This window comes from Pseudidiomarina mangrovi (genome assembly GCF_003999375.1).
GTDB lineage: Bacteria > Pseudomonadota > Gammaproteobacteria > Enterobacterales > Alteromonadaceae > Pseudidiomarina > Pseudidiomarina mangrovi.
Map to the genome: position 1 here is coordinate 211,961 of NZ_RJLC01000005.1, position 22,374 is coordinate 234,334.

Genomic DNA, 22,374 nt, shown 5'->3' on the forward strand with positions numbered 1-22,374 from the left:
GCATGGCGGGTTGAATATCAAGCCCATTGGCCGCACATCAATACAATAATACAGCAGCATTATTCAAGAGGAAGTCGTATGAGTCAAAACCCTTTGCTCGGTCAGTATCATTTACCGCCCTTTGCGCAGATCACCGCGGCTGCTGTGCAGCCAGCCATTGAACAGCGTATTGCCGCTTGTAAAGCAATGATCGAGACGGTTTTGGCCCGCGGCGATTACAGTTGGGACGGTCTGGTGGCGCCATTGGAACAAATGGATGACCAACTGGAACGTAGTTGGAACCCAGTATCGCATTTGAATGCAGTGATGAACTCGGCTGAATTGCGCGCAGCGCACGATGCCTGCTTACCCTTACTGTCTGAATACGGCACTTTTGTGGGCCAGCACGAGGGTTTGTATCAAGCCTTTAAGCAACTGCGCGATAGCGCCGAATATAGCACCCTCAGCGAAGCGCAACGCAAAGTGGTGGATGACACCTTGCGCGACTTTACCTTGTCAGGTATCGCTTTGCCGGCTGAGCAGAAAAAGCGTTATGCCGATATTATGGCGCGCAAAGCTGAGCTCACCTCGACCTTCAGCAACAACCTACTGGATGCCACCGATAACTGGCATTACTTGGTGACCGATGAAAGCCTGCTGGCGGGTTTACCGCCGAGCGCCATTGCTGCGGCAGCGGCGAGTGCCCATGAGCATGACCAACAAGGCTGGCGTTTTGGCCTTGATATCCCCAGCTATTTGCCGGTCATGACCTATGCCGATTCCAGTGAATTGCGCCGAGTGATGTATCAAGCCTTTAGCACCCGCGCATCTGATCAGGGACCACAAGCTGGTCAGTACGACAATAGCGCGCTGATTGATGAGATTTTGGCGCTGCGTGCGGAATTGGCCGAATTACTCGGTTTCGCCAACTATGCCGAGTTGTCTATGGCGACCAAAATGGCGCAATCGGCGGATCAGGTTGAGCAATTCTTACGTGACTTAGCCACCCGTTCACTACCCCAGGCGCGCGCCGACTATCAACAGATCCTTGATTATGCCGCCGCTGAACATGGCGCCACCGAGCTGGAAGCCTGGGATATTGCCTACTACAGTGAAAAGTTGAAACAACAGCATTATCAAATCTCTGACGAGCAATTACGGCCTTATTTTCCTGAGCATCAGGTGCTGAAGGGCTTGTTCGAGATCTTCAATTTATTATTCGGTATTCGGGTTGAAGAACAGCGCGGTGTTGAAACATGGCACCCTAGCGTGCGTTACTTCACCATCACCGACAGTAATCATGATGTGCGCGGCAGTTTCTACTTAGACCTGTATGCGCGCAGTGGCAAGCGCGGCGGTGCGTGGATGGCGGAATGTGCAGTACGACGCATTACGGCTGACCACCAGCTACAACTGCCAGTGGCCTATTTGACCTGTAATTTCAACAAGCCGCTGGGTGATAAACCGGCGCTGTTTACTCATGACGAAGTGCTGACCCTATTCCATGAGTTTGGCCACGGTTTGCACCATATGCTGACCAAAGTGGACGTAGCGGGGGTAGCTGGTATTAATGGCGTGGCCTGGGATGCGGTGGAATTGCCGTCGCAGTTTCTGGAAAACTGGTGTTGGGAGCCCGACGCCTTAGCACTTATTTCTGGTCATTATGAGACTGGGCAACCACTGCCGAAAGAACTGCTCGATAACATGCTGGCTGCACGCAACTTCCAGTCGGCCATGCAAATGGTGCGGCAGTTAGAATTTAGCTTGTTTGACTTGTTGATTCACCGTGACTATCAGGGTGAAGCGGGGCAGGTACAGCGTATTTTGGACGCCGTTCGTGCCGACGTGGCGGTGCGTATTCCGCCAGCATATAACCGTTTTCAACATAGCTTTGGGCATATTTTTGCCGGTGGTTACGCGGCAGGCTACTACAGCTATAAATGGGCCGAAGTGTTGTCAGCCGATGCCTATTCTCGTTTTGAAGAAGAGGGCATTTTCAACCGCGATACCGGGCAGGCATTCTTGCAGGCAATTTTGGAGCGTGGCGGTTCGCGTGATGCGATGTTGCTGTTCCGTGAGTTTCGTGGTCGTGAGCCGAATATTGATGCATTGCTGCGGCATTCTGGCATCCATGCTGAGCAGGCCAGTGCTACGGCAGTACCCAGTTAACAATCAGCAGTAAGCTGACCACAAACAGCACAATAAACACCACGCCAATAGCGATATATAGCGCTGGCTTTCCATGTTGAAAGTCACGCTGTCTGTTGTGCTCGGTTTGCACGCCGAACAGTGCAGCGATGACGCTGAGCACAACAGCGAAAAAGTTAGGGGTTTGGTGAGAGTCTTGCTTGCTTAGCAACACCAATAGCTCGCGAGGAGGGTTAGCAATTACAGACGTAACTTGGGACCGGCATAATCACCGCCCCGGTAGTCACGTTTCTCGTCATCACCGAAGACTAGTTCAAAGAAGTCGAGGAAATGGAACTGGGTAGATCGACTTTCACCGCTAAACCATTCACCCCAAGTGACCGCGTCATCTGCAGCTAAACATATATCGGCCGACGGTGTCAGCTCACTGGATTGCATGATTTGCTCACATTGCTGAGTTAAGTTACTCGCATGTTGCTGCCACGCAGGGCTCTGCATAGCACCGAGAAAAGCGATGCCAGTAAGAACAGCGATGGTTGCGATTTGATAACGCATAAATACCCTCGACGATAGCCCTGATGGTTGAAAAGTAGCCTGAATATAGCAGAAAATCGCTGATTCTGCCAAGCTCATTGGCGGATATTTTTGACTGATATGCGCGTCAAGCTCTGTTAAACTATACGCATTCATAGCTTCTGGAGATCAGTATGTCCGAATTCCTCATTGCACCGTCTATTTTATCTGCCGATTTTGCGCGCTTAGGTGAAGACGTTGAGCGTGTATTAGAAGCGGGCGCTGATGTGGTGCATTTTGATGTGATGGACAATCATTTTGTTCCCAACTTAACCTTTGGGCCGATGATCTGCCAAGCGCTGCGTAAATACGGTATCACCGCTCCCATTGACGTGCATTTAATGGTGCAGCCCGTTGATCGCATGATTGATGATTTCGCCGCAGCAGGCGCTTCCATTATCACCTTCCATCCTGAAGCGTCCACTCATATTGACCGTTCATTACAGCAAATCAAAGCCGCTGGCTGTCAGGCCGGGCTGGTGTTTAACCCAGCTACCCCGTTGCATTATTTGGATTACGTGATGGACAAAATTGACGTAATTTTGTTGATGTCGGTGAACCCTGGCTTTGGCGGCCAGCAGTTTATTCCCGCCACACTGGACAAATTACGCCAAGCCCGCCAGCGCATCGAGGCCAGTGGTCGCCCCATTCGGCTAGAAATTGATGGCGGTGTAAAAGTCGATAATATTGGCGCCATTGCCGCCGCTGGCGCCGATATGTTTGTGGCTGGTTCAGCCATTTTTAGTCAACCCGATTATGCCCAGGTGATCAGCCAAATGCGCGCTGAATTAGCACAAGTAAGGAATCCATCAGCATGAGTAAACCGATTGTATTAAGCGGCTGCCAGCCTTCTGGCCAGCTTTCTATTGGCAACTATATTGGTGCCTTGCGCCAATGGGTCAAGATGCAAAGCAGCCACGATTGTCGGTTCATGTTAGTTGATCTGCACGCTATTACAGTACGTCAAGACCCCGCCGCATTGCGTGCTGCTACCCTTGATGGTCTGGCGCTGTATATGGCCTGTGGCTTAGACCCAGAGCAAAGCGTGATTTTCGTGCAATCCCATGTACCTGAGCATGCGCAATTGGCCTGGGTGCTGAATTGCTACACGCAAATGGGCGAGCTCAACCGCATGACCCAGTTCAAAGACAAATCCGAGCGTCACGCCAGTAATATCAACGCCGGTTTGTACACCTATCCAGCGCTAATGGCGGCGGATATTTTGCTCTATCAAGCCAACCAAGTGCCGGTCGGCAATGACCAGAAGCAGCACTTAGAGTTAGCGCGCGATGTCGCTACCCGGTTTAACAACTTGTACGGCAACGTGTTTACTATTCCTGACCCGTTTATTCCGGAAGTAGGTGCGCGCGTTATGAGCTTGCAAGACCCACTCAAAAAGATGTCGAAATCAGACGATAACGAAAACAACTACATCGGCTTACTCGAAGATCCGAAGAAAATAGAGAAGAAACTGAAACGCGCAGTGACTGACTCGGACGAACAAGCACGGATTTTCTTTGACCCAGAACAAAAGCCCGGAGTATCCAACTTGCTGTCGATCTTATCGGCGGCCAGTGGCACTGCAATTGCCGACTTAGTACCGCAGTATGAAGGCAAAATGTACGGCCATTTGAAAGGTGATACCGCGGCTGCGGTGGTTGCCATGTTAGAGCCGGTGCAGCGGCGCTACGCTGAGTACCGCAATAACCTCGACTACCTAAACCAGGTTATGGCAAAAGGTGCTGACGCCGCGTCTGAACACGCCGCCACCACCCTGCGCAAAGTCTACGATGTGATTGGCTTTGTCCCACGGCCATAATAGCCGCTACTTAGCCATTTGTTTTTGCTTGTTTTCCCAGCGTCGCTTAGCCAAGCGGCGCATATTCGGAACATCGTCGGTCTCGTCCATAATGGCCTGACCGATGATTGCCTCAATAATGTCTTCCATGGTGATTAAGCCCAACCATGAGCCATATTCATCGTACACCAGAGCCATATGTTGTTGTTCGCGCATCAACTGTGACATCAGCTGTTCAACGTTCATGGTTTCAGTGACAACTTTGGCGGGCTTCATGATGTCGGCAACCACGGCGTTTTCATCAACATCCAGTAGGTCGTAGCGGAACACGATCCCCAATGGCGCTTCATCCTCATCCAGAACCGGATAGCGTGAAAACTGATCTTTCTTAACCCGTGTGGTGAAACTGCCTAATGATTCGTCAGGTTTTGCCGATTCACAGACCATGCGCGGGGTCATAATATCTTTCACTTTGACTTCGTGCAGGTCGAGGATATTGGCGATAACTCGCTGTTCATCTTCATCCAGTTTATTCAGTTCGCGGCCGAGTATGGTCAGTGCTTTAATTTCTTGGCGTAGGTCGTGATCGTGTTGGCTGCCACCGAGCAGTTTGATAATTTGGTCGGACATCCAGATAAATGGTTTGAGAATGAAGATCATGCCATTTAATGTGGCTGGCAATATTGGCGCAAAGCTGGGCCAATATTTAGCGCCAATGGTCTTTGGTAATATCTCGGATAGTACCAAAATCAGTACCGTCATGACCGCCGAGGCGATACCCAAATAACCATCGCCATAGATGACCGTGACTTGCGCCCCAACACCGGTTGCACCGACAGTGTGTGCCACGGTATTCAGGGTCAAGATTGCTGCCAATGGTTGGTCAATGCGATCTTTCAAAGCCTTCAATTTCTCGTACAACTTCGGCTTAGTGAGTTTCTGCTGTGCTATATAGCTCGGCGTCAGTGACAATAGAGCGGCCTCAAGAATAGAACAGACAAACGAGACTGCGATAGATATAGCCACAAAAGCAATTAAAAGACCCATAGAATTAAGTTAAACTTCCCTCGGAAAATTAGAGTTAAAATTATACAGCTGTTTTAGCGCAGCTGATACTAATACGGGACATCATGCTACTTTTGATCGATAACTATGATTCATTTACCCATAACGTGGCGCGCTACTTTGCTGAGCTGGGCGCGCCTGTTGAAGTTGTGCGTAACGATCAGATCAACGTGCAGCAGATGGCGCAGCTACCGCTCACTGGCTTGGTAATATCGCCAGGGCCATGCACTCCGAATGAAGCGGGCATTTCACTGGCTGCTATTGATTACTTTAAAGATAAACTACCTATTTTAGGTGTGTGTTTAGGCCATCAAGCCATTGGCCAAGCCTTTGGCGGTAAAATTGTTCGCGCTGAAAGGGTCATGCATGGTAAGACCTCAGCGGTTGAGCATCAGCAAGGCGGCGTATTAAAAGGCCTGCCAAGCCCCTTTACCGTGGCGCGTTATCATTCGCTGCTGGTCGATTACGCCAGTTTGCCGGACTGTCTGGTAGTCGATGGCGTTTGCTACAACAGTCGCAATGAGCCAGAAATCATGGCCATGCATCATCGCCAATTGCCTATTTTCGGGGTGCAGTATCACCCTGAGGCCATTCAGTCTGAGTTTGGCCATGCGGTTTTGAAAAACTTTCTTGAATACTGTCAACGTGAATACTGTCAACCTGATTAATGTCAACCTGATAACTGTCAATCTCAGCTCCACCGCAGCGCATAAAAAATAGCCGCACCCCCTTACATTCTGCATACTTATTCAGACCCCCTGCAAACTTACCTAGATTCAGCTAAGGCCTTATTTTTTCTATCCTCACGGCACGACAGCAGGTAAAAAATCTGCCATAATAGCGCTCTATAATAGGCGTCAATAAAAGACCAAATTCAACAGTGACGAGGGAGCTTTATGTCAAACCAAGCAGCAGTTAATCGAGCCGATTTTGATCAGGTGATGGTACCTAACTACAGTCCATCTAAAGTCATTCCGGTGCGCGGCGTTGGCTCACGCTTGTGGGACCAAGAAGGTCGTGAATTCATCGATTTTGCCGGCGGTATTGCGGTGAACTGCTTGGGTCACTGTCACCCAGCTTTGGTCAATGCACTGACCGAGCAAGGCAACAAACTCTGGCATTTAAGCAATGTCTACACCAATGAGCCGGCAATTCGCTTAGCGCAAAAACTGGTCGATGCCACCTTTGCCGACAAAGTGTATTTCGCTAACTCGGGCGCGGAAGCGAACGAAGCTGCATTAAAGCTGGCACGGCGCTGGGCGCTGGATAAATTCGGCGCGCACAAAGACCAAATTATCTCGTTTACCAAGAGTTTTCATGGCCGTACTTTCTTCACCGTAACCGTCGGCGGGCAGCCAGCCTATTCCGATGGTTTTGGGCCGAAACCAGGCGCTATTGAGCACGTTGCTTACAATGATTTAAGCGCCCTTGCTGCGGTGATGTCTGACAAGACCTGTGCGGTGATGATTGAGCCATTGCAAGGCGAAGGCGGGGTCATTAGCCCTGACGTTGAATTTATCAAAGGCGTACGTGATTTATGTGATCAACACAATGCGCTGCTGGTATTTGACGAAGTACAAACCGGCTTTGGTCGCACCGGCAGTCTGTATGCTTATGAGCAATTGGGCGTTACCCCAGATATCTTGGCTTCGGCTAAGTCATTAGGTGGTGGCTTCCCTATCGGGGCAATGTTGACCACGGCGGCTATTGCTGAGCACTTGAAAGTAGGTACTCACGGTAGCACGTATGGTGGCAACCCACTCGCTTGTGCGGTGGCCGAAGCGGTCTTTGATGTGGTCAATACCCCGGCAGTTCTTGATGGCGTGAAGCAGCGCGAACAGCTGTTCAAGCAGCATCTTGCCGACATCAATAGCAACTACAGCGTATTCAAGGATATTCGCGGCCAAGGTATGTTGTTAGGCGCGGAATTAAGTGATGCTTACACCGGTCGGGCACGGGATTTCCTCAATGCCGCTACCGATGCTGGCGTATTTGTGTTGATGGCAGGGCCAAACGTCATCCGTTTTACCCCGTCACTGGTGATTCCAGAGCAAGATATTGCCGAAGGAATGCAGCGATTTGCCAAAGCGGTAGCCAGCTTAGTGGGCTAAGCCACTAAGGAGACCTATATGTTAGTGGTTCGTCCTATTACGCCGCATGATTATGCGGCGTTGTACACCTGCGCAGTAGAATCTGGCCATGGCTTCACCTCGTTACCCGTCGATGAAGGCTTGTTGCGGCGGCGCATTGCCCGCGCGCAAGAAGCCTTTGCCCGTACTCATGTCAGTGAACCGGGCGAAGAAGGCTACTTATTCGTCATGGAAGATAGCAGCACCGGCGAAGTAGTCGGCTGCAGCGCCATTGAGGCCTCGGTTGGTTTAAGCGAATCATTTTATCACTATCGCTTGGGCAAAGAAGTCCACGCGTCGCGCGAGCTTTCGGTGTATAACGAAGTTGAAACGCTGACCCTGTGCAATGATTACACCGGCGTTAGTGAGCTCTGTACCTTGTTCTTACGGGAGCCGTTCCGCAAAAACATGAACGGTCGCGTATTATCGCGTTTCCGTATGCTGTTTATGGCCGAATTCAAACAACGTTTCAGCCCCACTGTGATTGCCGAAATGCGCGGTGTCTCAGACGATAACGGCTGTTCACCGTTTTGGAATTGGTTACAACAGCACTTTTTCTCTATCGACTTTACCCAAGCGGATTATCTCACCGGTATTGGCGAAAAGACCTTTATTGCCGAACTGATGCCGCGCCATCCGATTTATGTGAAATTACTCAGTGCAGAAGCACAGGCAGTGATTGGTAGAGTGCACAGCAATACCCGCCCGGCATTGGCCATGTTAGAAAGCGAAGGCTTTCGCTGCCGAGGTTACGTGGATATTTTTGACGCTGGCCCGACTGTTGAAGCCGATTTGGTGAATATTCGCAGTGTAAGAGATAGCGTCAAATTACCGGTAAAAATTGGCAGCGTAGCAAGCACTGCGCGCTACATTATCTGCAACACGCGGCTTGCCGATTTTCGTGCCGGCCAAGCGCGGGTTGATCGTCATGCTGATCATGTGGTGATTGATGCCACAGTAGCCAGTGCATTGCGCGTCACCGAGGGTGAAGCAGTGCGTTTGGTCGAATTAACAGGAGCCTAATAATGACTGCAGCAAATTTATTGATTGATGGTGTATGGGTTGCTGGCGAAGGTGAAGCCTTTGAATCTATTAATCCAGCCCGCAATGAAGTGGTGTGGCAGGGGTATGCCGCCACTGATAGTCAAGTTGACCGAGCGGTTATGGCTGCGCGGAAAGCATTTCTTGAGTGGGCAGAGCGCAGCGTTGATGAACGTTTACTGATTATTAAGCGTTTTGCCGAGCTATTAGAGCAGCACAAAACTGAGTTTGCGCAAATTATTGCTGAAGAAACCGGCAAGCCGCTGTGGGAAACTGCCACCGAAGTCGGCTCCATGATTGCCAAAGTGGCTATTTCAGAACGTGCGTATCATGAGCGTACTGGGGTGGTTGAGAATCCAATGCCGGGCGCACAAGCCTTTATTCGCCACAAGCCACATGGCGTGGTTGCAGTGTATGGACCGTACAACTTCCCCGGCCACCTGCCCAATGGCCACATAGTGCCGGCGCTGATTGCCGGTAATACCATTGTCTTTAAGCCCAGTGAACTGACCCCAAAAGTAGCCGAATTCACAGTACAAATGTGGCAGCAGGCAGGGCTCCCGGTCGGCGTGTTAAACCTCGTGCAAGGCTTGGTCGAAACCGGCAAAGCGCTGAGCGCCCACCCACAAATTGATGGGCTGTTTTTTACCGGCTCGTCTAATACGGGCCATGTCTTACACAAGCAATTTGCTGGTCGCCCAGACAAAATACTCGCCTTAGAAATGGGCGGTAATAATCCGTTATTGGTGCGTAACGTGAGCAATATCGATGCCGCAGTTTACGACATTGTACAGTCAGCATTTATTACCAGTGGCCAACGTTGTACCTGTGCGCGGCGGTTGTTTTTAGAAGACAACGCCCAAGGCGATGCCATTTTAGCCCGCCTACTCGAAGTTACCGCACAGTTGCAGGTGGGAGATTACGCCGCCGATCCACAGCCCTTTATGGGCGCGATGATTTCTGCCAAAGCCGCCACAGACATGGTGCGTGCTCAGAATGATTTGATCGATGCGGGCGCAAAGCCATTACTGCGAATGAAGCAGCAGGACCATAACTTAGGCTTTGTCACCCCAGGTATTATTGACGTCACTGCAGTTGAGAAAATGCCTGACATTGAGCATTTTGGGCCATTACTCAAAGTCTATCGTTACACTGATTTTGATGCCGCCATTGCCGAAGCGAATAACACCTCATTTGGTTTGTCGGCCGGTATTTTGTGTGACGATGAAGCCAGCTACCGCTATTTCTTCCGCCGTATTCGCGCCGGTATCGTGAACTGGAATAAGCCCATCACTGGTGCCAGCAGCGCGGCTCCGTTTGGCGGTGTTGGTAGCAGTGGTAACCATCGTGCTAGCGCCTTCTATGCGGCCGATTATTGCGCCTACCCAGTCGCCTCAGTCGAAGCCAACGCGATGGCGCTACCAGAAAAACTAGCACCAGGAGTTACTCTATGAGCAAACCGAATATGTCCGCGCTAGTGCAGTGGCGCGATGCTAACGTTTTTACCGCGACCTCTGGCTCAGGCCATCAAGTCACAATGGATGGCGATAAAGGCGAAGCTGCCAGCCCGATGGAGCTGGTATTGATGGCGGCCGGTGGCTGTTCGTCGGTGGATGTGGTCAGCATTCTTGGCAAAGCGCGCCAACAGGTCACCGCCTGCCGCTGTGAAGTGCAGGGCCAGCGAGCCGATGCTACACCGGCGGTATTTACCGACATTCACCTGCACTTTGTGGTCACTGGTCATGGTGTGGCGGCGCAGCATGTTGAACGCGCTGTGGCGTTATCCGCGGACAAGTACTGCTCGGTCGCTAAGATGCTCGAGGCATCGGTACGCATCACCCATAGCTTTGCCATTGAAGAGGCTTAAGCGCACCGATGAATTATCGCCATAGCTATCATGCTGGGAATTTTGCTGATGTGGTCAAACACGCGCTGCAATGCATGTGTTTGGCGTATTTGCGACAAAAAGATAAACCGTTTTGGGTGCTCGATACCCATGCCGGCATTGGTATGTATGATTTGCTCGGTGAGCAGGCCAGCAAAACCGGCGAGTGGCAGCAGGGCATCGCCAAACTATTAGCGGCCGACAATATCCCGGTGCTGTTGCAGGATTACGTAAATGCCGTGCGCAGCTTAAATAGCGCGCACGAATTGCGTTGGTATCCAGGTTCGCCGTGGTTAACGGCGCAACAGTTGCGCAGCCAAGACGCTTTGACCTTGTGTGAACTCCACCCGATTGATAGTCAGTTGTTGCGCGATAATGTCAGCCAGTTTCACTCCGCCGGTAGCGTCAAAGTACTGCCGCAAACCAACGGCTACAGCGCTATTAAGGCGCTGCTACCGCCGCCTATAAAGCGCGGTATGGTGCTGATTGATCCGCCCTTTGAGCAACGCGATGAATTCGATACCGTGCTGCAAGCCTTGAGCGACGGTATGCGGCGCTGGGCTACTGCCACCTATGTGGTGTGGTATCCAATCAAAGACCCACTCAGCGTGGGAGAATTTCATCAGCAGGTGGCGGCTATTCAGGGTGTGGAGAAGTTATTCGCCGCTGACGTATTAGTCCGCAGCGCACTAGACCGTACTAAGCTCAATGGCTGCGGCATGTTGTTTGTGAACCCGCCCTATGGGGTAACCAGCCAAGCTGCAGAGGTGCTAGCTTTCTTAACCCCTTTGCTAGCTCAAGATCGCGGCGCACAGTGGCAAGCGCAGTGGCTTAAGGGCGAGTAAGCATTAGCGGCTGAGCCAGTCGACTTGGCCGCCGTGACGCTTTTTGTGCAAGATCTCTTCGATCAATGGGGTCAGAATTAACTCCATAGCAAAGACCATTTTGCCACCCGGCACCACTAAGGTGTTCATGCGTGACATAAAGGCGCCATCAATCATCTGCAAGTAATACGGAAAGTCGACATTGCGCATATTGCGGAAGCGGATCACCACAAAACTTTCATCTAATGACGGAATATCTTTGGCACTAAATGGGTTCGAGGTATCCACGGTCGGTACCCGCTGAAAGTTTATATGGGTGCGGGAAAACTGCGGCACGATATGGTGAATATAGTCTTCCATACTGCGCACAATACTTTGCGTCACCGCTTCACGTGAATGACCGCGTTCCGAGGTATCGCGCAGCAGCTTTTGAATCCATTCCAAGTTGACAATGGGCACCATGCCAATCAGCAGATCAACGTGCTGCGCCACATCATAGTCACTCCCCGTTACCCCGCCATGCAAGCCCTCATAAAACAACAGGTCGGTATCGCTGGGCAGGGATTCCCACGGGGTGAAGGTTCCTGGTGTTTGGTTGTAGGGTACCGCATCATCAAAGCTATGCAGGTAGCGGCGCACCTCGCCGTTGCCGGTTTCAGCGTACTGCCGGAACAGCGCTTCGAGGCGATTAAAATCGTTCGCTTCGGGGCCGAAATAACTGATATGGCGGCCTTGTTCCTGCGCTTTACGAATGGCTACTTCCATTTCTGGACGCGAATAACGGTGAAAACTGTCGCCTTCAACACACGCCGCTGCCACCGAAAGATTACGGAAAATATGCCGTAACGCCTGACTGGTGGTGGTCGTGCCCGCACCGGATGAACCGGTTACGGCAATGATCGGATGTTGTGCCGACATAATGACTCCGCAACAAAAGGAACAAATGTTATACGGGCTCAGCGCAGCGGGGTCAAGTCGCTACGCCGCGTTGGCATCAATAGTGTGGGGGTATTTCGTCGGCTGGATTGCTGTTGCTTGGGCCTTGATTATCGTGCAGTTGTTGCACCCGATTAATGACTACGCTGAACTTGCGTTGCAGCTCATCGAGTTGCGCCGCTTGTTGAGTCAGCAACTGATTGAGTGTTTCAATGGTATCTTCCTGAAACGCTAATTGGCTCTCTAAATCTGCCAAGCGCTGCATTAACTCAGGTTGTTGTCGCGAAGCCATAGGCAAAGCCCTCAAAATTTGTGTAGTATAACTAGCGCTGGGCATTAGACCCTGTTCCGACACAGAATTCAATCGTGGAGAATGTATGACCTATTTGAAAACCCCAATTGCACTGGCGCTTGTCGCCGTTGCCCTGGTTGGCTGTAGCAAACCAGAACCGTATCCGATTTCAGAGCAATTGCCTGCTGAGCAACGTGACCAGATGGGTTACGCCTTGGGTGCTTCGGTAGGTGATTTCGTCCACAGCAACCTAGCCAGCCAAGAAGAAAGTGGCTATGTGGTTGATCGTAATGCGGTCATTGCTGGGTTTGTGGATACCCTGCGTGACAGCGGCAAGATGGATAAAGAAACCCGTCAGCAGTTGCTTGAAGCCATGCAGGAAGAGTTTACTACCCATCGTAACGATACCTTAGGTGCCAGCGCACAAGCTGATGGCGCGGCGTTTTTGGCGGCTAACGCACAAGCAGAGGGCGTAGTAACCACCGAGTCGGGCTTACAGTACAAAGTTTTGGAACAAGGTCCAGCAGATGCCCCGAAACCTACTGCTGAAGACATTGTAGAAGTACATTACGAAGGTCGTCTGGTCAACGGTGAGGTGTTTGACAGCTCATTAGAGCGTGGCGAACCGTTAGTCATTCCATTAAATCGCGTTATTAGTGGCTGGACTGAAGGTGTGCAGCTGATGTCAGTGGGTTCAACCTACCAATTCGTGATCCCAGCTGAACTCGGTTACGGTGCTCGTATGGCTGGTTCAATTCCACCGAACTCAACCTTGATTTTTGATGTGCAATTGCTGCAAATCATCAAGCAAGAAACCGAGCAGCAAGCGGAAATTGAGATCGACGGCAACCAGTAATTTGCGAGCCAGCAACAAACCTGAGGTACCACAGCATGGCTTGCCCGTGCTGTGGTATTTTTTTATTCCGTAGTTTTATTCAGTAACTTATTCCGCAGTAATCAGCAATTCGTGTGCCACCAGCGTGGCGAGCAGTTGATCTTCAAAGCCCATGCGTAGTTCCAGTGCTTCGCCGAGCTCCGATACCGCTTGATCAAAGCCATCGAAGCTGTCGTCGGCATGACGGTCAGCAAAACGGTCGCTGAATTCTAGCGCGATTTCAGTGGTATCGCTGATTAACGGAAACAGATCATCGGCTAATTCGCGCGTGGCTTCAGGTGCCGACTGGCTATTGCGAATAATATGGTCATAAATTTCGAAATGACCAGCTGATACATAGTCCACCAACAGATTGCAGAAGTTGCGGATATCGGTGATCGCCGGTAAAGCGTGGTCAGCGCGTTCATAAGGTGGTAAGCCGGCAATCCTGACATAACCAACCAGCAATTGCTGGCGCTCACCCAGCCAAGCATCGATGGCTTGGTGTTGACCACCAAAGCGCTGTGCGGCGAGTTGTTGTTTTGTCAGCATAGTGGTGCCCTCTAACCCCTTCGGGGTAACTGTCTATCACGCGAGAATCATAGTGCCAATCTTCCGATGATGGTAAGCTAAGGTCAACCTATTTCGTTGTTTGCAGAGACTATGCCATGACCAAACCCTATCAACGCCCAGCTGCTGATGAGCCCGCGTGGTGGTTTATTTTGTCTGCGGGCGACATCTTGGTGCGTGAGCCGGACAAACTTCCCCCACATGGCCAATTAAACAGCCTCGCCATGCCCGACTTGAGTGCTTATCAACTGGTGTTTTTGGGTGAATTGCGTGAGCGCAATTGCTATCTGGTAGTGGCCGATTACGGTGATAATAACTTTGGCGCACTGGGCGAGTTCGTCAATTTGCGTGAGATATTAGCGCTGGGCGATGATGAGCTGTTTGCCGTGGCGGCACGGGCTAAGCAAATCACTGAATTTTTAAGTACGCACCAGTTTTGTGGGCGCTGCGGCACCCGCATGCAAGCGGTTGATTGGGAGCTTGCCATGCATTGTCATCGCTGTGAGCACCGCTGCTACCCGCGAATTTCGCCGTGCATCATTGTTGCCATTCGGCGCCAGAACACCATTTTGTTAGCGCGCGGTAAACGTCACCCTGAGGGGTTGTACTCGGTGTTGGCTGGTTTTGCCGAGGCGGGTGAGCCGTTGGAGCAAACGCTCGCGCGTGAAGTCTATGAAGAAGCTGGCATTCGTATCAAAAATGCGCGTTATATTGGCAGCCAAGCGTGGCCCTTCCCGCATTCGCTCATGCTCGGTTTTGTCGCCGAGTGGGATAGCGGTGACTTGCGTCTTGACCCCTTTGAACTCGAAGATGGCGACTGGTTTGCCATAGATCAACTGCCACGCGTGCCATTTCAAGGTACAATAGCGCGTCGCCTTATCGAAACCGTAATTGCTGAAATTGAACAGGAACAGAATGCCTCATGACTGAATTAAAAAATGATGTTTACTTACGTGCCTTGTTGCGCCAGCCCACTGAACGCACACCAATTTGGATGATGCGCCAGGCCGGTCGCTATTTGCCAGAATATCGGCAAGTACGTAAGCAAGCAGGGGACTTTATGGCGTTATGTAAAAACCCTGAGTTAGCCTGTGAGGTAACCTTGCAACCGCTACGGCGGTTCGCGCTCGATGCCGCGATTCTGTTCTCCGACATTTTAACCATTCCCGATGCTATGGGCTTGGGGCTGTATTTTGAAGCTGGCGAAGGCCCGCGTTTTCAGCACGTATTGCGCACTATGAGCGCGATTGAGCAATTGCCTATTCCTGATCCAGAAGTTGAATTGCGTTATGTTATGGACGCGGTGCGAACTATTCGACGCGAATTAAATGGTGCGGTACCGCTGATTGGTTTTTCTGGCAGCCCATGGACCCTCGCCACTTACATGGTGGAAGGCGGTAGCACTAAAAACTTCAGCGAAGTGAAGCGCTTGATGTTCGCTGAGCCACAGGCCATGCATTTGTTGCTGGACAAGTTAGCGCAATCGGTCACCTTGTACCTGAATGCACAAATTGCCGCGGGTGCGCAGGCGGTGATGATTTTTGATACCTGGGGTGGGGTGCTCAGCCCGCGTGATTATCGCGAATTTTCACTGGCGTACATGACTAAAATTGTCGCTGGATTGACCCGTCATGCCGACGGCCGTCAAGTGCCGGTCACCTTGTTTACCAAAAATGGCGGTGCCTGGTTGGCGGACATGGCCGCCAGCGGCTGTGATGCGCTTGGCGTAGATTGGACCACGGACCTTGGCACAGCGCGTCAATTGGTGGGCGAGACTGTGGCGCTGCAAGGCAACATGGACCCGAGCATCTTGTATGCCCCACCAGCCCGCATTGAAGAAGAAGTTGCAAGTATTTTGGCTAGCTACGGCCACGGCCATGGCCACGTGTTTAACTTAGGTCATGGCATCCATCCTGAAGTCGACCCAGAACATGCCGGCGCCTTTATCGAGGCGGTCCATAAATTGAGTCCAGCCTACCATCGTTAGCCCTTAGCCCCCGCGCTTAGCGCTCAATTTGCGGTAAAGCCGTATGATTGAGCGTTAAGCGGCACTCCCTGCGTATAACACTGGGTTACAATAGTATCCATGAACGTCGTACATCGAGGGACTTATGGCATTTCGACAACTGATTAACCCGATTTCTTTGTTTGTAGCTGCGCTTGCGGCTACCGCTGTGTATTTAACTTGGTTCGCTGATAATGGCCCACAGGCCGATGAGCGGCCGCAGCAAGCGGTTCCGGTACGCGTACAAACGTTGCAAATCAGTGAGTTTCGCGATGTCATTGAAGCCCTTGGTACAGCCCGTGCTAACGAATCCATCATTGTTACTGCGCAAGTCCAAGATATTGTCACCCAGGTTCATTTTGATGACGGTGACGTGGTTGAAGCCGGTCAGTTGCTGGTAGAAATGGATGCCCGTGAAGAGACTGCACGGGTGCAGGAGCTAAAGTTTCGCTTAGCCGAAGCCAACCGTCAGTATCAACGCTTATTAGACTTAAATCGGCAAAATGCGGCCTCTCAGCAGCAGCTTGAAAGCCAAGATGTGGCAGTGAAAGAAATCATTGCCGAGCTTGAAGTGGCGGAAACGCAATTAGCGCAAAAACGTATTAGCGCGCCCTTTGGTGGTCGTCTTGGCGTACGCCAGATCAGTAACGGCTCGCTAGTAAGCCCCGGCGCACAAATCACCACCCTCGATGATATCAGCCCGATCAAACTCGACTTTAACGTGCCAGAATTGTTCTTCGCCAGCCTGCAAGTTGGCCAGCAAGTATCAGCGCGCAGTGATGCCTACCCAGGTGAGGAGTTCACCGGAGTGATTCGCAGTATCGATTCGCGCGTTGACCCGTTAACTCGCGCTATTCTGGTTCGCGCTGAATTACCCAACGACGCACTCAAGCTGCGGCCGGGTATGCTGTTGCGGGTTAATTTACTGCGTAGTGTTGACCAAACGCTGGTGCTGCCCGAGCGCTCTATCGTACCGATTCAAGACCGCCACTATGTGTATGTGTTGCGCGATGACAACACCGTCAAGCAGCAGCAAATTACTATTGGCCGCCGCAAGCCAGGTATCGTTGAAGTGATTGATGGTTTGCAGCCGGGTACACGTGTCGTCACCGAGGGTATTGTTCGCTTACGTGATGGCGTTGCTGTCAGCATCATGGAGAATTAAGCCATGTTACTCTCAGATGTATCGGTAAAACGCCCGGTTTTTGCCTCGGTCATCAACATTTTGTTGATAGTGTTCGGTATTGTCTGCTTCACCATGTTGCCGCTGCGCGAATACCCCGATATTGACCCACCTGTAGTTTCTATCGATACCTCTTATCGGGGCGCATCGGCGGAAATCGTCGAAACTCAGATCACGCAAATTATTGAAGATCGAATTAGTGGTATCGAGGGCATTAAAAACATCAACTCGACCAGCCGCAATGGGCGCTCACGTATCAGTATTGAATTTACGCTAAACCGTGACATCGATGCAGCCGCCAATGATGTGCGTGACCGTGTGTCGCGTGTCATTGATAGTTTACCCGAGCAAGTTGAACCACCCGAAGTGTCCAAAGCGGACACCGACGATAATCCAATCGTTTGGTATAACCTGCGCAGCGATACCATGACCACGCTGGAGTTGAGCGATTACGCCAATCGCTATGTGGTAGATCGGCTATCAGTAGTCGACGGCGTTGCCCGCATTCAGATTGGTGGCGAGCGTAAGTATGCTATGCGCTTGTGGCTCGACCGCGACGCTATGGCAGCGCGAAATATTACCGTCGCCGATATCGAGAACCGTTTACGCGCCGAGAACGTCGAACTGCCAGCCGGTGAAGTAGAATCGATTGACCGTGAATTTAGTGTGCGTGTGGCACGCTCTTATCTGTCAGACGAAGACTTCAAACGCTTGGTGATCCGTCGTGGTGAGAGTGGCCAGTTAGTGCGCTTAGGCGAAGTGGCTCGGGTACAACTCGATTCAGAAGACGACAAGAGTGAATTCCGCGGTAACGGCATCAACATGATTGGCGTTGGCATCGTCAAGCAATCCAAAGCCAACACCCTCGATGTGGTGCAAAACGTCAAACGCGAAGTGGCCCGCATTGCTGAAAGCTTGCCAGAGAGCATGATCATCGTCGAGAGTTACGACTCCTCGATTTTCATCAAAGGCTCCATTGATGAAGTGTATAACACCCTGGGCATCGCCATGGGCCTGGTGGTGGTGGTGATCTACCTGTTCCTCGGCAACGTTCGAGCTACTTTGATACCAGCGCTGACAGTACCGGTTGCCATTATTGCTTCGTACATTGCCTTGTTCGCTATGGGTTTCTCCATCAACTTGCTGACGCTGCTGGCACTGGTGCTGGCCATCGGTTTGGTGGTGGATGACTCGATAGTGGTATTAGAGAATATTTATCGCCGTATCGAAATGGGTGAACCGCCGCTGCTGGCAGCCTATCGCGGAGCCCGCGAAGTTGGTTTTGCGGTTATTGCGACCACCTTGGTACTGATTGCCGTGTTTGTGCCGTTGGCCTTCTTGGACGGCAACATCGGCCAGTTGTTTACTGAATTTGCCTTGGCCATAGCGGCTGCTGTGGCGTTCTCCAGCGTTGCGGCGTTGACCCTAACGCCGATGCTGAGCTCTAAATTGCTGCGCAAAAATGAGAACCGCAGTATTGTTGGGCGCACCGCAGACCGGGTATTTAACTGGGTTGAGAGCGGTTACGTACGGGTGCTCCAACGCACTCTACGCTATCCGGTGATGGCCGCAGCATTGGTTATTCTAGCGGCCATTGTGTCCTACCATTTACTGAAAGCGGTACCGCAAGAGTTTGTGCCACCCGAAGACCGTGGCACGTTCTTTGTGCAAGTGCGCAGCTCTGAAGGTGCGAGCTTTGAATCAAATGCCGCTTATATGCGCCAGATCGAAGCTATTTTGATGAAGTACCTCGATCAAGGCGATATTGACCGGCTGTTGATCCGCACTCCTGGCTGGGGGAATTCAGCCGGTGTTGCCATTGTTGGTTCCATTCCGTTTGAACAACGCGATTGGTCGACCTTTACCCTGATGGAACAGGTGCAAAAAGAACTGGCGCAGGTGTCTGGCGTGCGCGCTTTTGGCTTTATGCGCAGCGGTATTAGTGGCGGTGGCGGCCGCCCAGTGCAGTTTGTACTGCAAGGCAATACCTATGAGCAACTGGCTGCCTACCGTGACATTCTGCTGGATGAAGCGAGTAAAAACCCCAATCTACTTGAGCTCGATAGCGATTACAAAGAGACCTTACCGCAGTTGTTGATTCGTATTGATCAGGAGCGGGCTTCGGATCTTGGCGTATCGGTCGGTGATATTGGCCGTACCCTCGAGACCATGCTGGGGCAACGCCGTGCTACCACCTTTATTGATCGCGGTGAAGAATATGACGTGATCTTGGAAGGCGAGCGTTCGGATTATCGCAGCCCGACCGCTATCGACAACATTTATGTGCGCTCGAATGCCACCCAGTCGCTGATTCCGTTATCGAACTTGGTCACTATTGAAGAACAAGCAACGGCTGGCAACCTTAACCGCTATAACCGTATGCGCAGTATCACCATTGAGGCCAACTTAGCCGATGGTTATTCGCTGGGCGAAGCGCTGAGCTATCTTGAAAACATCGTTCGCGAAAAAATGCCCGATGATGTGTCTATCGCTTATAAAGGCGAGTCACAGCTTTACAAAGACAGTGGCAGCTCGGTTATTTTCGTGTTTGTGCTGGCCCTGCTGATCGCCTACTTAGTGCTGGCGGCGCAGTTCGAGAGCTTCGTTCATCCATTTGTGATCATGCTGATGGTACCGTTAGCGATTCTTGGTGCCGTTGTTGGTTTGTATTTGACCGATTTGACACTGAATATTTATAGCCAGATTGGTATCGTCATGTTGATAGGCTTGGCCGCCAAGAATGGTATTTTGATTGTCGAGTTTTCGAATCAATTGCGCGATGCCGGCATGAGTTTTGACGAAGCCTTGGTGCGCGCCTCACAACAACGCTTACGGCCGATTGTGATGACCGCATTTACCACTTTGATGAGTGCTGTACCGCTGATCTTGGGGAGTGGCCCAGGCGCTGAAAGCCGTATGGTCATTGGCGTGGTGATTTTCTCAGGGGTAGCGTTATCGGCCTTCTTGACGATATTTGTCATTCCATCGCTGTATTCGTTGCTGGCTCGCAACACCACCTCACCAATGAAGCTGAGTAACGATATCAGTGCGTTGGAACAGCAATATCCAGATCGTCGCGCTGAGTGATCAGCGCGACTTTAACAATCAATTAGCGGTCACGTTTACCAAGCACGGCGCCCATGCGGGTGACCGTGCCAGGTTCTAAGTCTTCAGCAAAATCAATCACATCTTCTGGGAACGCCATAATGATGGTTGAGCCGAGTTTAAAGTGGCCCATCTCATCCCCTTTTTTCAGCGTAATGGCATTGTCGCCGCTGGCTGGATAGTCCCAGCTATGCACTTTGGCACCGCGCGGTGGCGTGACGGTGTCGGACCACACCGTGCCAATGCTGGCGACAATTGTTGCGCCCACCAGCACCATGGCAAATTTACCAAACTCGCCATCAAAGATAGCCACTACGCGCTCGTTACGAGCAAACAAATTGGGCACGTTAGCGACGGTCAGCGGGTTCACCGAGTAGAGGTCGCCCGGCACATAAATCATCTTCCGTAGCACGCCATCACAAGGCATGTGAATGCGGTGATAATCTTTCGGCGCTAAGTAAATAGTGGCAAAGTCACCGTTCTTAAACGGATGTGCATCACGCGGGTCGCCACCGAGTAATTCCACCAAGCTATAGTCGTGCCCTTTGGCTTGAAAAACTCGACCGTCTTCGATGTCACCGAGTTGGCTCACGGCGCCGTCGACGGGGTGGGCAAATAGTTCCGGCTGATCGGCCAACAATGGCCGTAGCTCAGGCTTCAGATAGCGGGTAAAAAACTCATTAAAGGTTTTATAGGCGCGCGGGTCTTCATGCACCGCCTCGCTCATATCAATCTTGTACTGCTTGATAAACCAACGAATAAACAGTTGGGTAAACCAGCCCGCCCGCGCGGCTGCAAAGCTTCCTACCAATCGCGACAACGCATGTTTTGGGGTGATATGCTGCGCTTGAATTTTTACCTTGTCCCAATTCACTCTTTTTTACCTCTAGCGGAAACACGAGATGGCCGTTGGCTCACCATTGATTCAATAATTTTGTGGAAATTGTACAGTCGAAGTGGGTGCAGCGCACCATTTTCTGCTGCTTCGCGCAATGCACAGCCGGGGTCATCCAAATGTTTGCAATCACGAAACTTGCAACCCCCTAGAAACCCGCGAAAATCACGATAGCACCAGGCAACGCGTTCAGGATCTAAATGCCACAACGCAAACTCTCGAATACCGGGCGAATCGATGAGCACGCCGCCTTGCGGTAATACATAGCGGGTGGCAACCGTGGTGGTGTGTTGGCCCAGCCCCGAGTTATCGGAAATAGCACCAACACCGGCATCTACCTCGGGTAACAGCACATTGACCAGCGATGATTTGCCAACACCCGATTGACCGACCACGATGGATACATGACCCGCCAAAAACTGATGCAGGTCATCCATGCCTTCGGTTTCTTTGGCACTGACTCGTAGCACTTGATAGCCAATGGCTTGGTACATCGCCAGCGCTTGTTCAATGGTGTCGCGCTCGTCGGTACTTAGCTGCTGCAGCAAGTCGGCTTTATTCAGCACGATCACCGGTGTGACTTCAATATCTTCACACGCGACCAAATAACGGTCGATAATTTGACTTGAAAAGGCCGGTAGTACACTCGAAATAATCAGAATTTGATCAACGTTGGCAGCCACTGGTTTCAGGCCATCGTAATAATCTGGTCGACTGAGCAACGAGCGCCGCGGTTGCACCGCTTCAATAATGCCACCGACATCATCATTGGCCTGCGCATCGATAGGGCGCCATACCACGTCATCGCCGCACACTAACGACTCGACGCCGCGGCGAATATGGCAGCGGACTGGCTGATCAGTGCTATCGGCAATAATCGCCTGTTGACCGAAGCGGCTGATCACCACACCGCTGGTACTGATGCCGAGCGGCCCACTGGGTTCACTTTGCAGTTGCTCGGCTTGCTCCAAGCGCTTGCTTTGGTTAGCACGGACACGGCGCAATTGGCCTTTGTTTAACTTTCGCTTACTCACGCGGGGTTTAAATCCTCGGCTGGGTTATCAACGCAGCT

At 51.6% G+C, this 22,374-nt stretch carries 22 protein-coding genes; 14 read left to right on the forward strand and 8 right to left on the reverse strand.

What is annotated here, in order from left to right; translation table 11 throughout:
* Nucleotides 1-78 precede the first annotated feature (78 nt).
* Nucleotides 79-2,148: an oligopeptidase A gene (prlC, locus tag EFO84_RS01765; protein ID WP_127346345.1), complete on the forward strand. Its 2,070-nt coding sequence runs from the start codon at nt 79-81 to the stop codon at nt 2,146-2,148.
* Here prlC and EFO84_RS01770 read toward each other — a convergent pair.
* Nucleotides 2,129-2,341, reverse strand: a complete 213-nt coding sequence (locus EFO84_RS01770; RefSeq protein WP_240642622.1) for a DUF2970 domain-containing protein — start codon at nt 2,339-2,341, stop codon at nt 2,129-2,131. The two genes, prlC and EFO84_RS01770, sit on opposite strands and share 20 nt — an antisense overlap.
* Before the next feature lie 26 nt (nt 2,342-2,367).
* Nucleotides 2,368-2,682 carry a hypothetical protein gene (locus EFO84_RS01775; protein ID WP_127346346.1) on the reverse strand — a complete coding sequence of 105 codons (315 nt, stop codon included), beginning with the start codon at nt 2,680-2,682 and terminating at the stop codon, nt 2,368-2,370.
* Between the two features lie 152 nt (nt 2,683-2,834).
* Here EFO84_RS01775 and rpe point away from each other — a divergent pair, with 152 nt between their 5' ends.
* Both rpe and trpS read left to right on the forward strand, forming a co-directional pair.
* The gene (gene rpe, locus EFO84_RS01780; protein WP_127346347.1) at nt 2,835-3,518 is read left to right on the forward strand and encodes a ribulose-phosphate 3-epimerase; all 684 of its coding nucleotides are present in this window, start codon (nt 2,835-2,837) and stop codon (nt 3,516-3,518) included.
* Nucleotides 3,515-4,519, forward strand: a complete 1,005-nt coding sequence (gene trpS / locus EFO84_RS01785) for a tryptophan--tRNA ligase (protein WP_127346348.1) — start codon at nt 3,515-3,517, stop codon at nt 4,517-4,519. Before rpe ends, trpS begins: the two co-directional genes overlap by 4 nt.
* 6 nt (nt 4,520-4,525) lie before the next feature.
* On the opposite strand, the gene EFO84_RS01790 is transcribed toward trpS, so the two are convergent.
* The gene (locus tag EFO84_RS01790; RefSeq protein ID WP_127346349.1) at nt 4,526-5,545 is read right to left on the reverse strand and encodes a CNNM domain-containing protein; all 1,020 of its coding nucleotides are present in this window, start codon (nt 5,543-5,545) and stop codon (nt 4,526-4,528) included.
* Between the two features lie 83 nt (nt 5,546-5,628).
* Between EFO84_RS01790 and EFO84_RS01795 the strand changes: the two genes are divergently transcribed.
* The 6 genes from EFO84_RS01795 to EFO84_RS01820 all read left to right on the forward strand — a co-directional run bounded on the left by EFO84_RS01795 (nt 5,629) and on the right by EFO84_RS01820 (nt 11,463).
* On the forward strand, nt 5,629-6,231 hold the full coding sequence (locus EFO84_RS01795; protein ID WP_127346350.1) for an anthranilate synthase component II: 603 nt from the start codon (nt 5,629-5,631) through the stop codon (nt 6,229-6,231).
* A gap of 228 nt (nt 6,232-6,459) precedes the next feature.
* Nucleotides 6,460-7,674 (forward strand): aspartate aminotransferase family protein, encoded by a 1,215-nt coding sequence (locus tag EFO84_RS01800; RefSeq protein WP_127346351.1) that lies wholly within the window; start codon nt 6,460-6,462, stop codon nt 7,672-7,674.
* An 18-nt stretch (nt 7,675-7,692) separates the two neighbouring features.
* Entirely contained in the window at nt 7,693-8,715 is a 1,023-nt protein-coding gene (gene astA, locus EFO84_RS01805) for an arginine N-succinyltransferase (protein ID WP_127346352.1), read from the forward strand.
* Nucleotides 8,716-8,717: 2 nt separating this feature from the next.
* Nucleotides 8,718-10,187, forward strand: coding sequence for a succinylglutamate-semialdehyde dehydrogenase (gene astD, locus EFO84_RS01810; protein WP_127346353.1), 1,470 nt, complete (start codon nt 8,718-8,720; stop codon nt 10,185-10,187).
* The gene (locus tag EFO84_RS01815) at nt 10,184-10,600 is read left to right on the forward strand and encodes an OsmC family protein (protein WP_127346354.1); all 417 of its coding nucleotides are present in this window, start codon (nt 10,184-10,186) and stop codon (nt 10,598-10,600) included. The genes astD and EFO84_RS01815 overlap by 4 nt, the downstream gene beginning before the upstream one ends.
* Nucleotides 10,601-10,608: 8 nt before the next feature.
* Nucleotides 10,609-11,463 (forward strand): 23S rRNA (adenine(2030)-N(6))-methyltransferase RlmJ, encoded by an 855-nt coding sequence (locus EFO84_RS01820; protein WP_127346355.1) that lies wholly within the window; start codon nt 10,609-10,611, stop codon nt 11,461-11,463.
* 3 nt (nt 11,464-11,466) lie between these two features.
* On the opposite strand, the gene EFO84_RS01825 is transcribed toward EFO84_RS01820, so the two are convergent.
* Together EFO84_RS01825 and EFO84_RS01830 are read right to left on the reverse strand one after the other, a co-directional pair.
* A complete protein-coding gene (locus tag EFO84_RS01825) occupies nt 11,467-12,360 on the reverse strand; it encodes a phosphoribulokinase (protein WP_127346356.1) in 894 nt (297 codons plus the stop codon).
* 76 nt (nt 12,361-12,436) lie between these two features.
* Nucleotides 12,437-12,670: a SlyX family protein gene (locus EFO84_RS01830; RefSeq protein WP_164742353.1), complete on the reverse strand. Its 234-nt coding sequence runs from the start codon at nt 12,668-12,670 to the stop codon at nt 12,437-12,439.
* A gap of 85 nt (nt 12,671-12,755) precedes the next feature.
* Here EFO84_RS01830 and bamJ point away from each other — a divergent pair, with 85 nt between their 5' ends.
* Nucleotides 12,756-13,526 carry a BamJ family beta-barrel-assembly machinery protein gene (gene bamJ / locus EFO84_RS01835; RefSeq protein WP_127346358.1) on the forward strand — a complete coding sequence of 257 codons (771 nt, stop codon included), beginning with the start codon at nt 12,756-12,758 and terminating at the stop codon, nt 13,524-13,526.
* Between the two features lie 87 nt (nt 13,527-13,613).
* Here bamJ and rsd read toward each other — a convergent pair whose 3' ends face one another.
* Nucleotides 13,614-14,096 carry a sigma D regulator gene (gene rsd / locus EFO84_RS01840; RefSeq protein ID WP_127346359.1) on the reverse strand — a complete coding sequence of 161 codons (483 nt, stop codon included), beginning with the start codon at nt 14,094-14,096 and terminating at the stop codon, nt 13,614-13,616.
* A 116-nt stretch (nt 14,097-14,212) separates the two neighbouring features.
* Here rsd and nudC point away from each other — a divergent pair, with 116 nt between their 5' ends.
* The 4 genes from nudC to EFO84_RS01860 all read left to right on the forward strand — a co-directional run bounded on the left by nudC (nt 14,213) and on the right by EFO84_RS01860 (nt 20,389).
* On the forward strand, nt 14,213-15,040 hold the full coding sequence (gene nudC / locus EFO84_RS01845) for an NAD(+) diphosphatase (RefSeq protein WP_127346360.1): 828 nt from the start codon (nt 14,213-14,215) through the stop codon (nt 15,038-15,040).
* Nucleotides 15,037-16,101: a uroporphyrinogen decarboxylase gene (hemE, locus tag EFO84_RS01850; protein WP_127346361.1), complete on the forward strand. Its 1,065-nt coding sequence runs from the start codon at nt 15,037-15,039 to the stop codon at nt 16,099-16,101. The genes nudC and hemE overlap by 4 nt, the downstream gene beginning before the upstream one ends.
* A gap of 124 nt (nt 16,102-16,225) precedes the next feature.
* Entirely contained in the window at nt 16,226-17,284 is a 1,059-nt protein-coding gene (locus tag EFO84_RS01855) for an efflux RND transporter periplasmic adaptor subunit (RefSeq protein ID WP_127346362.1), read from the forward strand.
* A 3-nt stretch (nt 17,285-17,287) separates the two neighbouring features.
* Nucleotides 17,288-20,389, forward strand: coding sequence for an efflux RND transporter permease subunit (locus EFO84_RS01860; RefSeq protein ID WP_127346363.1), 3,102 nt, complete (start codon nt 17,288-17,290; stop codon nt 20,387-20,389).
* Nucleotides 20,390-20,411: 22 nt separating this feature from the next.
* On the opposite strand, the gene asd is transcribed toward EFO84_RS01860, so the two are convergent.
* Nucleotides 20,412-21,281: an archaetidylserine decarboxylase gene (gene asd, locus EFO84_RS01865; protein WP_127346364.1), complete on the reverse strand. Its 870-nt coding sequence runs from the start codon at nt 21,279-21,281 to the stop codon at nt 20,412-20,414.
* A complete protein-coding gene (gene rsgA, locus EFO84_RS01870; protein ID WP_127346365.1) occupies nt 21,278-22,336 on the reverse strand; it encodes a small ribosomal subunit biogenesis GTPase RsgA in 1,059 nt (352 codons plus the stop codon). The genes asd and rsgA overlap by 4 nt, the downstream gene beginning before the upstream one ends.
* Nucleotides 22,337-22,374: the final 38 nt, after the last annotated feature.

What these genes read in the sequence shown, in the direction of transcription:
- trpS (WP_127346348.1), top strand. Translation starts at nt 3,515, where the DNA reads ATGAGTAAACCGATTGTATTAAGCGGCTGCCAGCCTTCTGGCCAGCTT.
- EFO84_RS01830 (WP_164742353.1), bottom strand. Translation starts at nt 12,670, where the DNA reads ATGGCTTCGCGACAACAACCTGAGTTAATGCAGCGCTTGGCAGATTTA.
- nudC (WP_127346360.1), top strand. Translation starts at nt 14,213, where the DNA reads ATGACCAAACCCTATCAACGCCCAGCTGCTGATGAGCCCGCGTGGTGG.
- hemE (WP_127346361.1), top strand. Translation starts at nt 15,037, where the DNA reads ATGACTGAATTAAAAAATGATGTTTACTTACGTGCCTTGTTGCGCCAG.
- EFO84_RS01800 (WP_127346351.1), top strand. Translation starts at nt 6,460, where the DNA reads ATGTCAAACCAAGCAGCAGTTAATCGAGCCGATTTTGATCAGGTGATG.
- rsd (WP_127346359.1), bottom strand. Translation starts at nt 14,096, where the DNA reads ATGCTGACAAAACAACAACTCGCCGCACAGCGCTTTGGTGGTCAACAC.
- prlC (WP_127346345.1), top strand. Translation starts at nt 79, where the DNA reads ATGAGTCAAAACCCTTTGCTCGGTCAGTATCATTTACCGCCCTTTGCG.
- EFO84_RS01860 (WP_127346363.1), top strand. Translation starts at nt 17,288, where the DNA reads ATGTTACTCTCAGATGTATCGGTAAAACGCCCGGTTTTTGCCTCGGTC.
- EFO84_RS01825 (WP_127346356.1), bottom strand. Translation starts at nt 12,360, where the DNA reads ATGTCGGCACAACATCCGATCATTGCCGTAACCGGTTCATCCGGTGCG.
- rpe (WP_127346347.1), top strand. Translation starts at nt 2,835, where the DNA reads ATGTCCGAATTCCTCATTGCACCGTCTATTTTATCTGCCGATTTTGCG.
- astD (WP_127346353.1), top strand. Translation starts at nt 8,718, where the DNA reads ATGACTGCAGCAAATTTATTGATTGATGGTGTATGGGTTGCTGGCGAA.
- EFO84_RS01855 (WP_127346362.1), top strand. Translation starts at nt 16,226, where the DNA reads ATGGCATTTCGACAACTGATTAACCCGATTTCTTTGTTTGTAGCTGCG.
- EFO84_RS01790 (WP_127346349.1), bottom strand. Translation starts at nt 5,545, where the DNA reads ATGGGTCTTTTAATTGCTTTTGTGGCTATATCTATCGCAGTCTCGTTT.
- EFO84_RS01775 (WP_127346346.1), bottom strand. Translation starts at nt 2,682, where the DNA reads ATGCGTTATCAAATCGCAACCATCGCTGTTCTTACTGGCATCGCTTTT.
- EFO84_RS01820 (WP_127346355.1), top strand. Translation starts at nt 10,609, where the DNA reads ATGAATTATCGCCATAGCTATCATGCTGGGAATTTTGCTGATGTGGTC.
- EFO84_RS01795 (WP_127346350.1), top strand. Translation starts at nt 5,629, where the DNA reads ATGCTACTTTTGATCGATAACTATGATTCATTTACCCATAACGTGGCG.
- EFO84_RS01815 (WP_127346354.1), top strand. Translation starts at nt 10,184, where the DNA reads ATGAGCAAACCGAATATGTCCGCGCTAGTGCAGTGGCGCGATGCTAAC.
- bamJ (WP_127346358.1), top strand. Translation starts at nt 12,756, where the DNA reads ATGACCTATTTGAAAACCCCAATTGCACTGGCGCTTGTCGCCGTTGCC.
- astA (WP_127346352.1), top strand. Translation starts at nt 7,693, where the DNA reads ATGTTAGTGGTTCGTCCTATTACGCCGCATGATTATGCGGCGTTGTAC.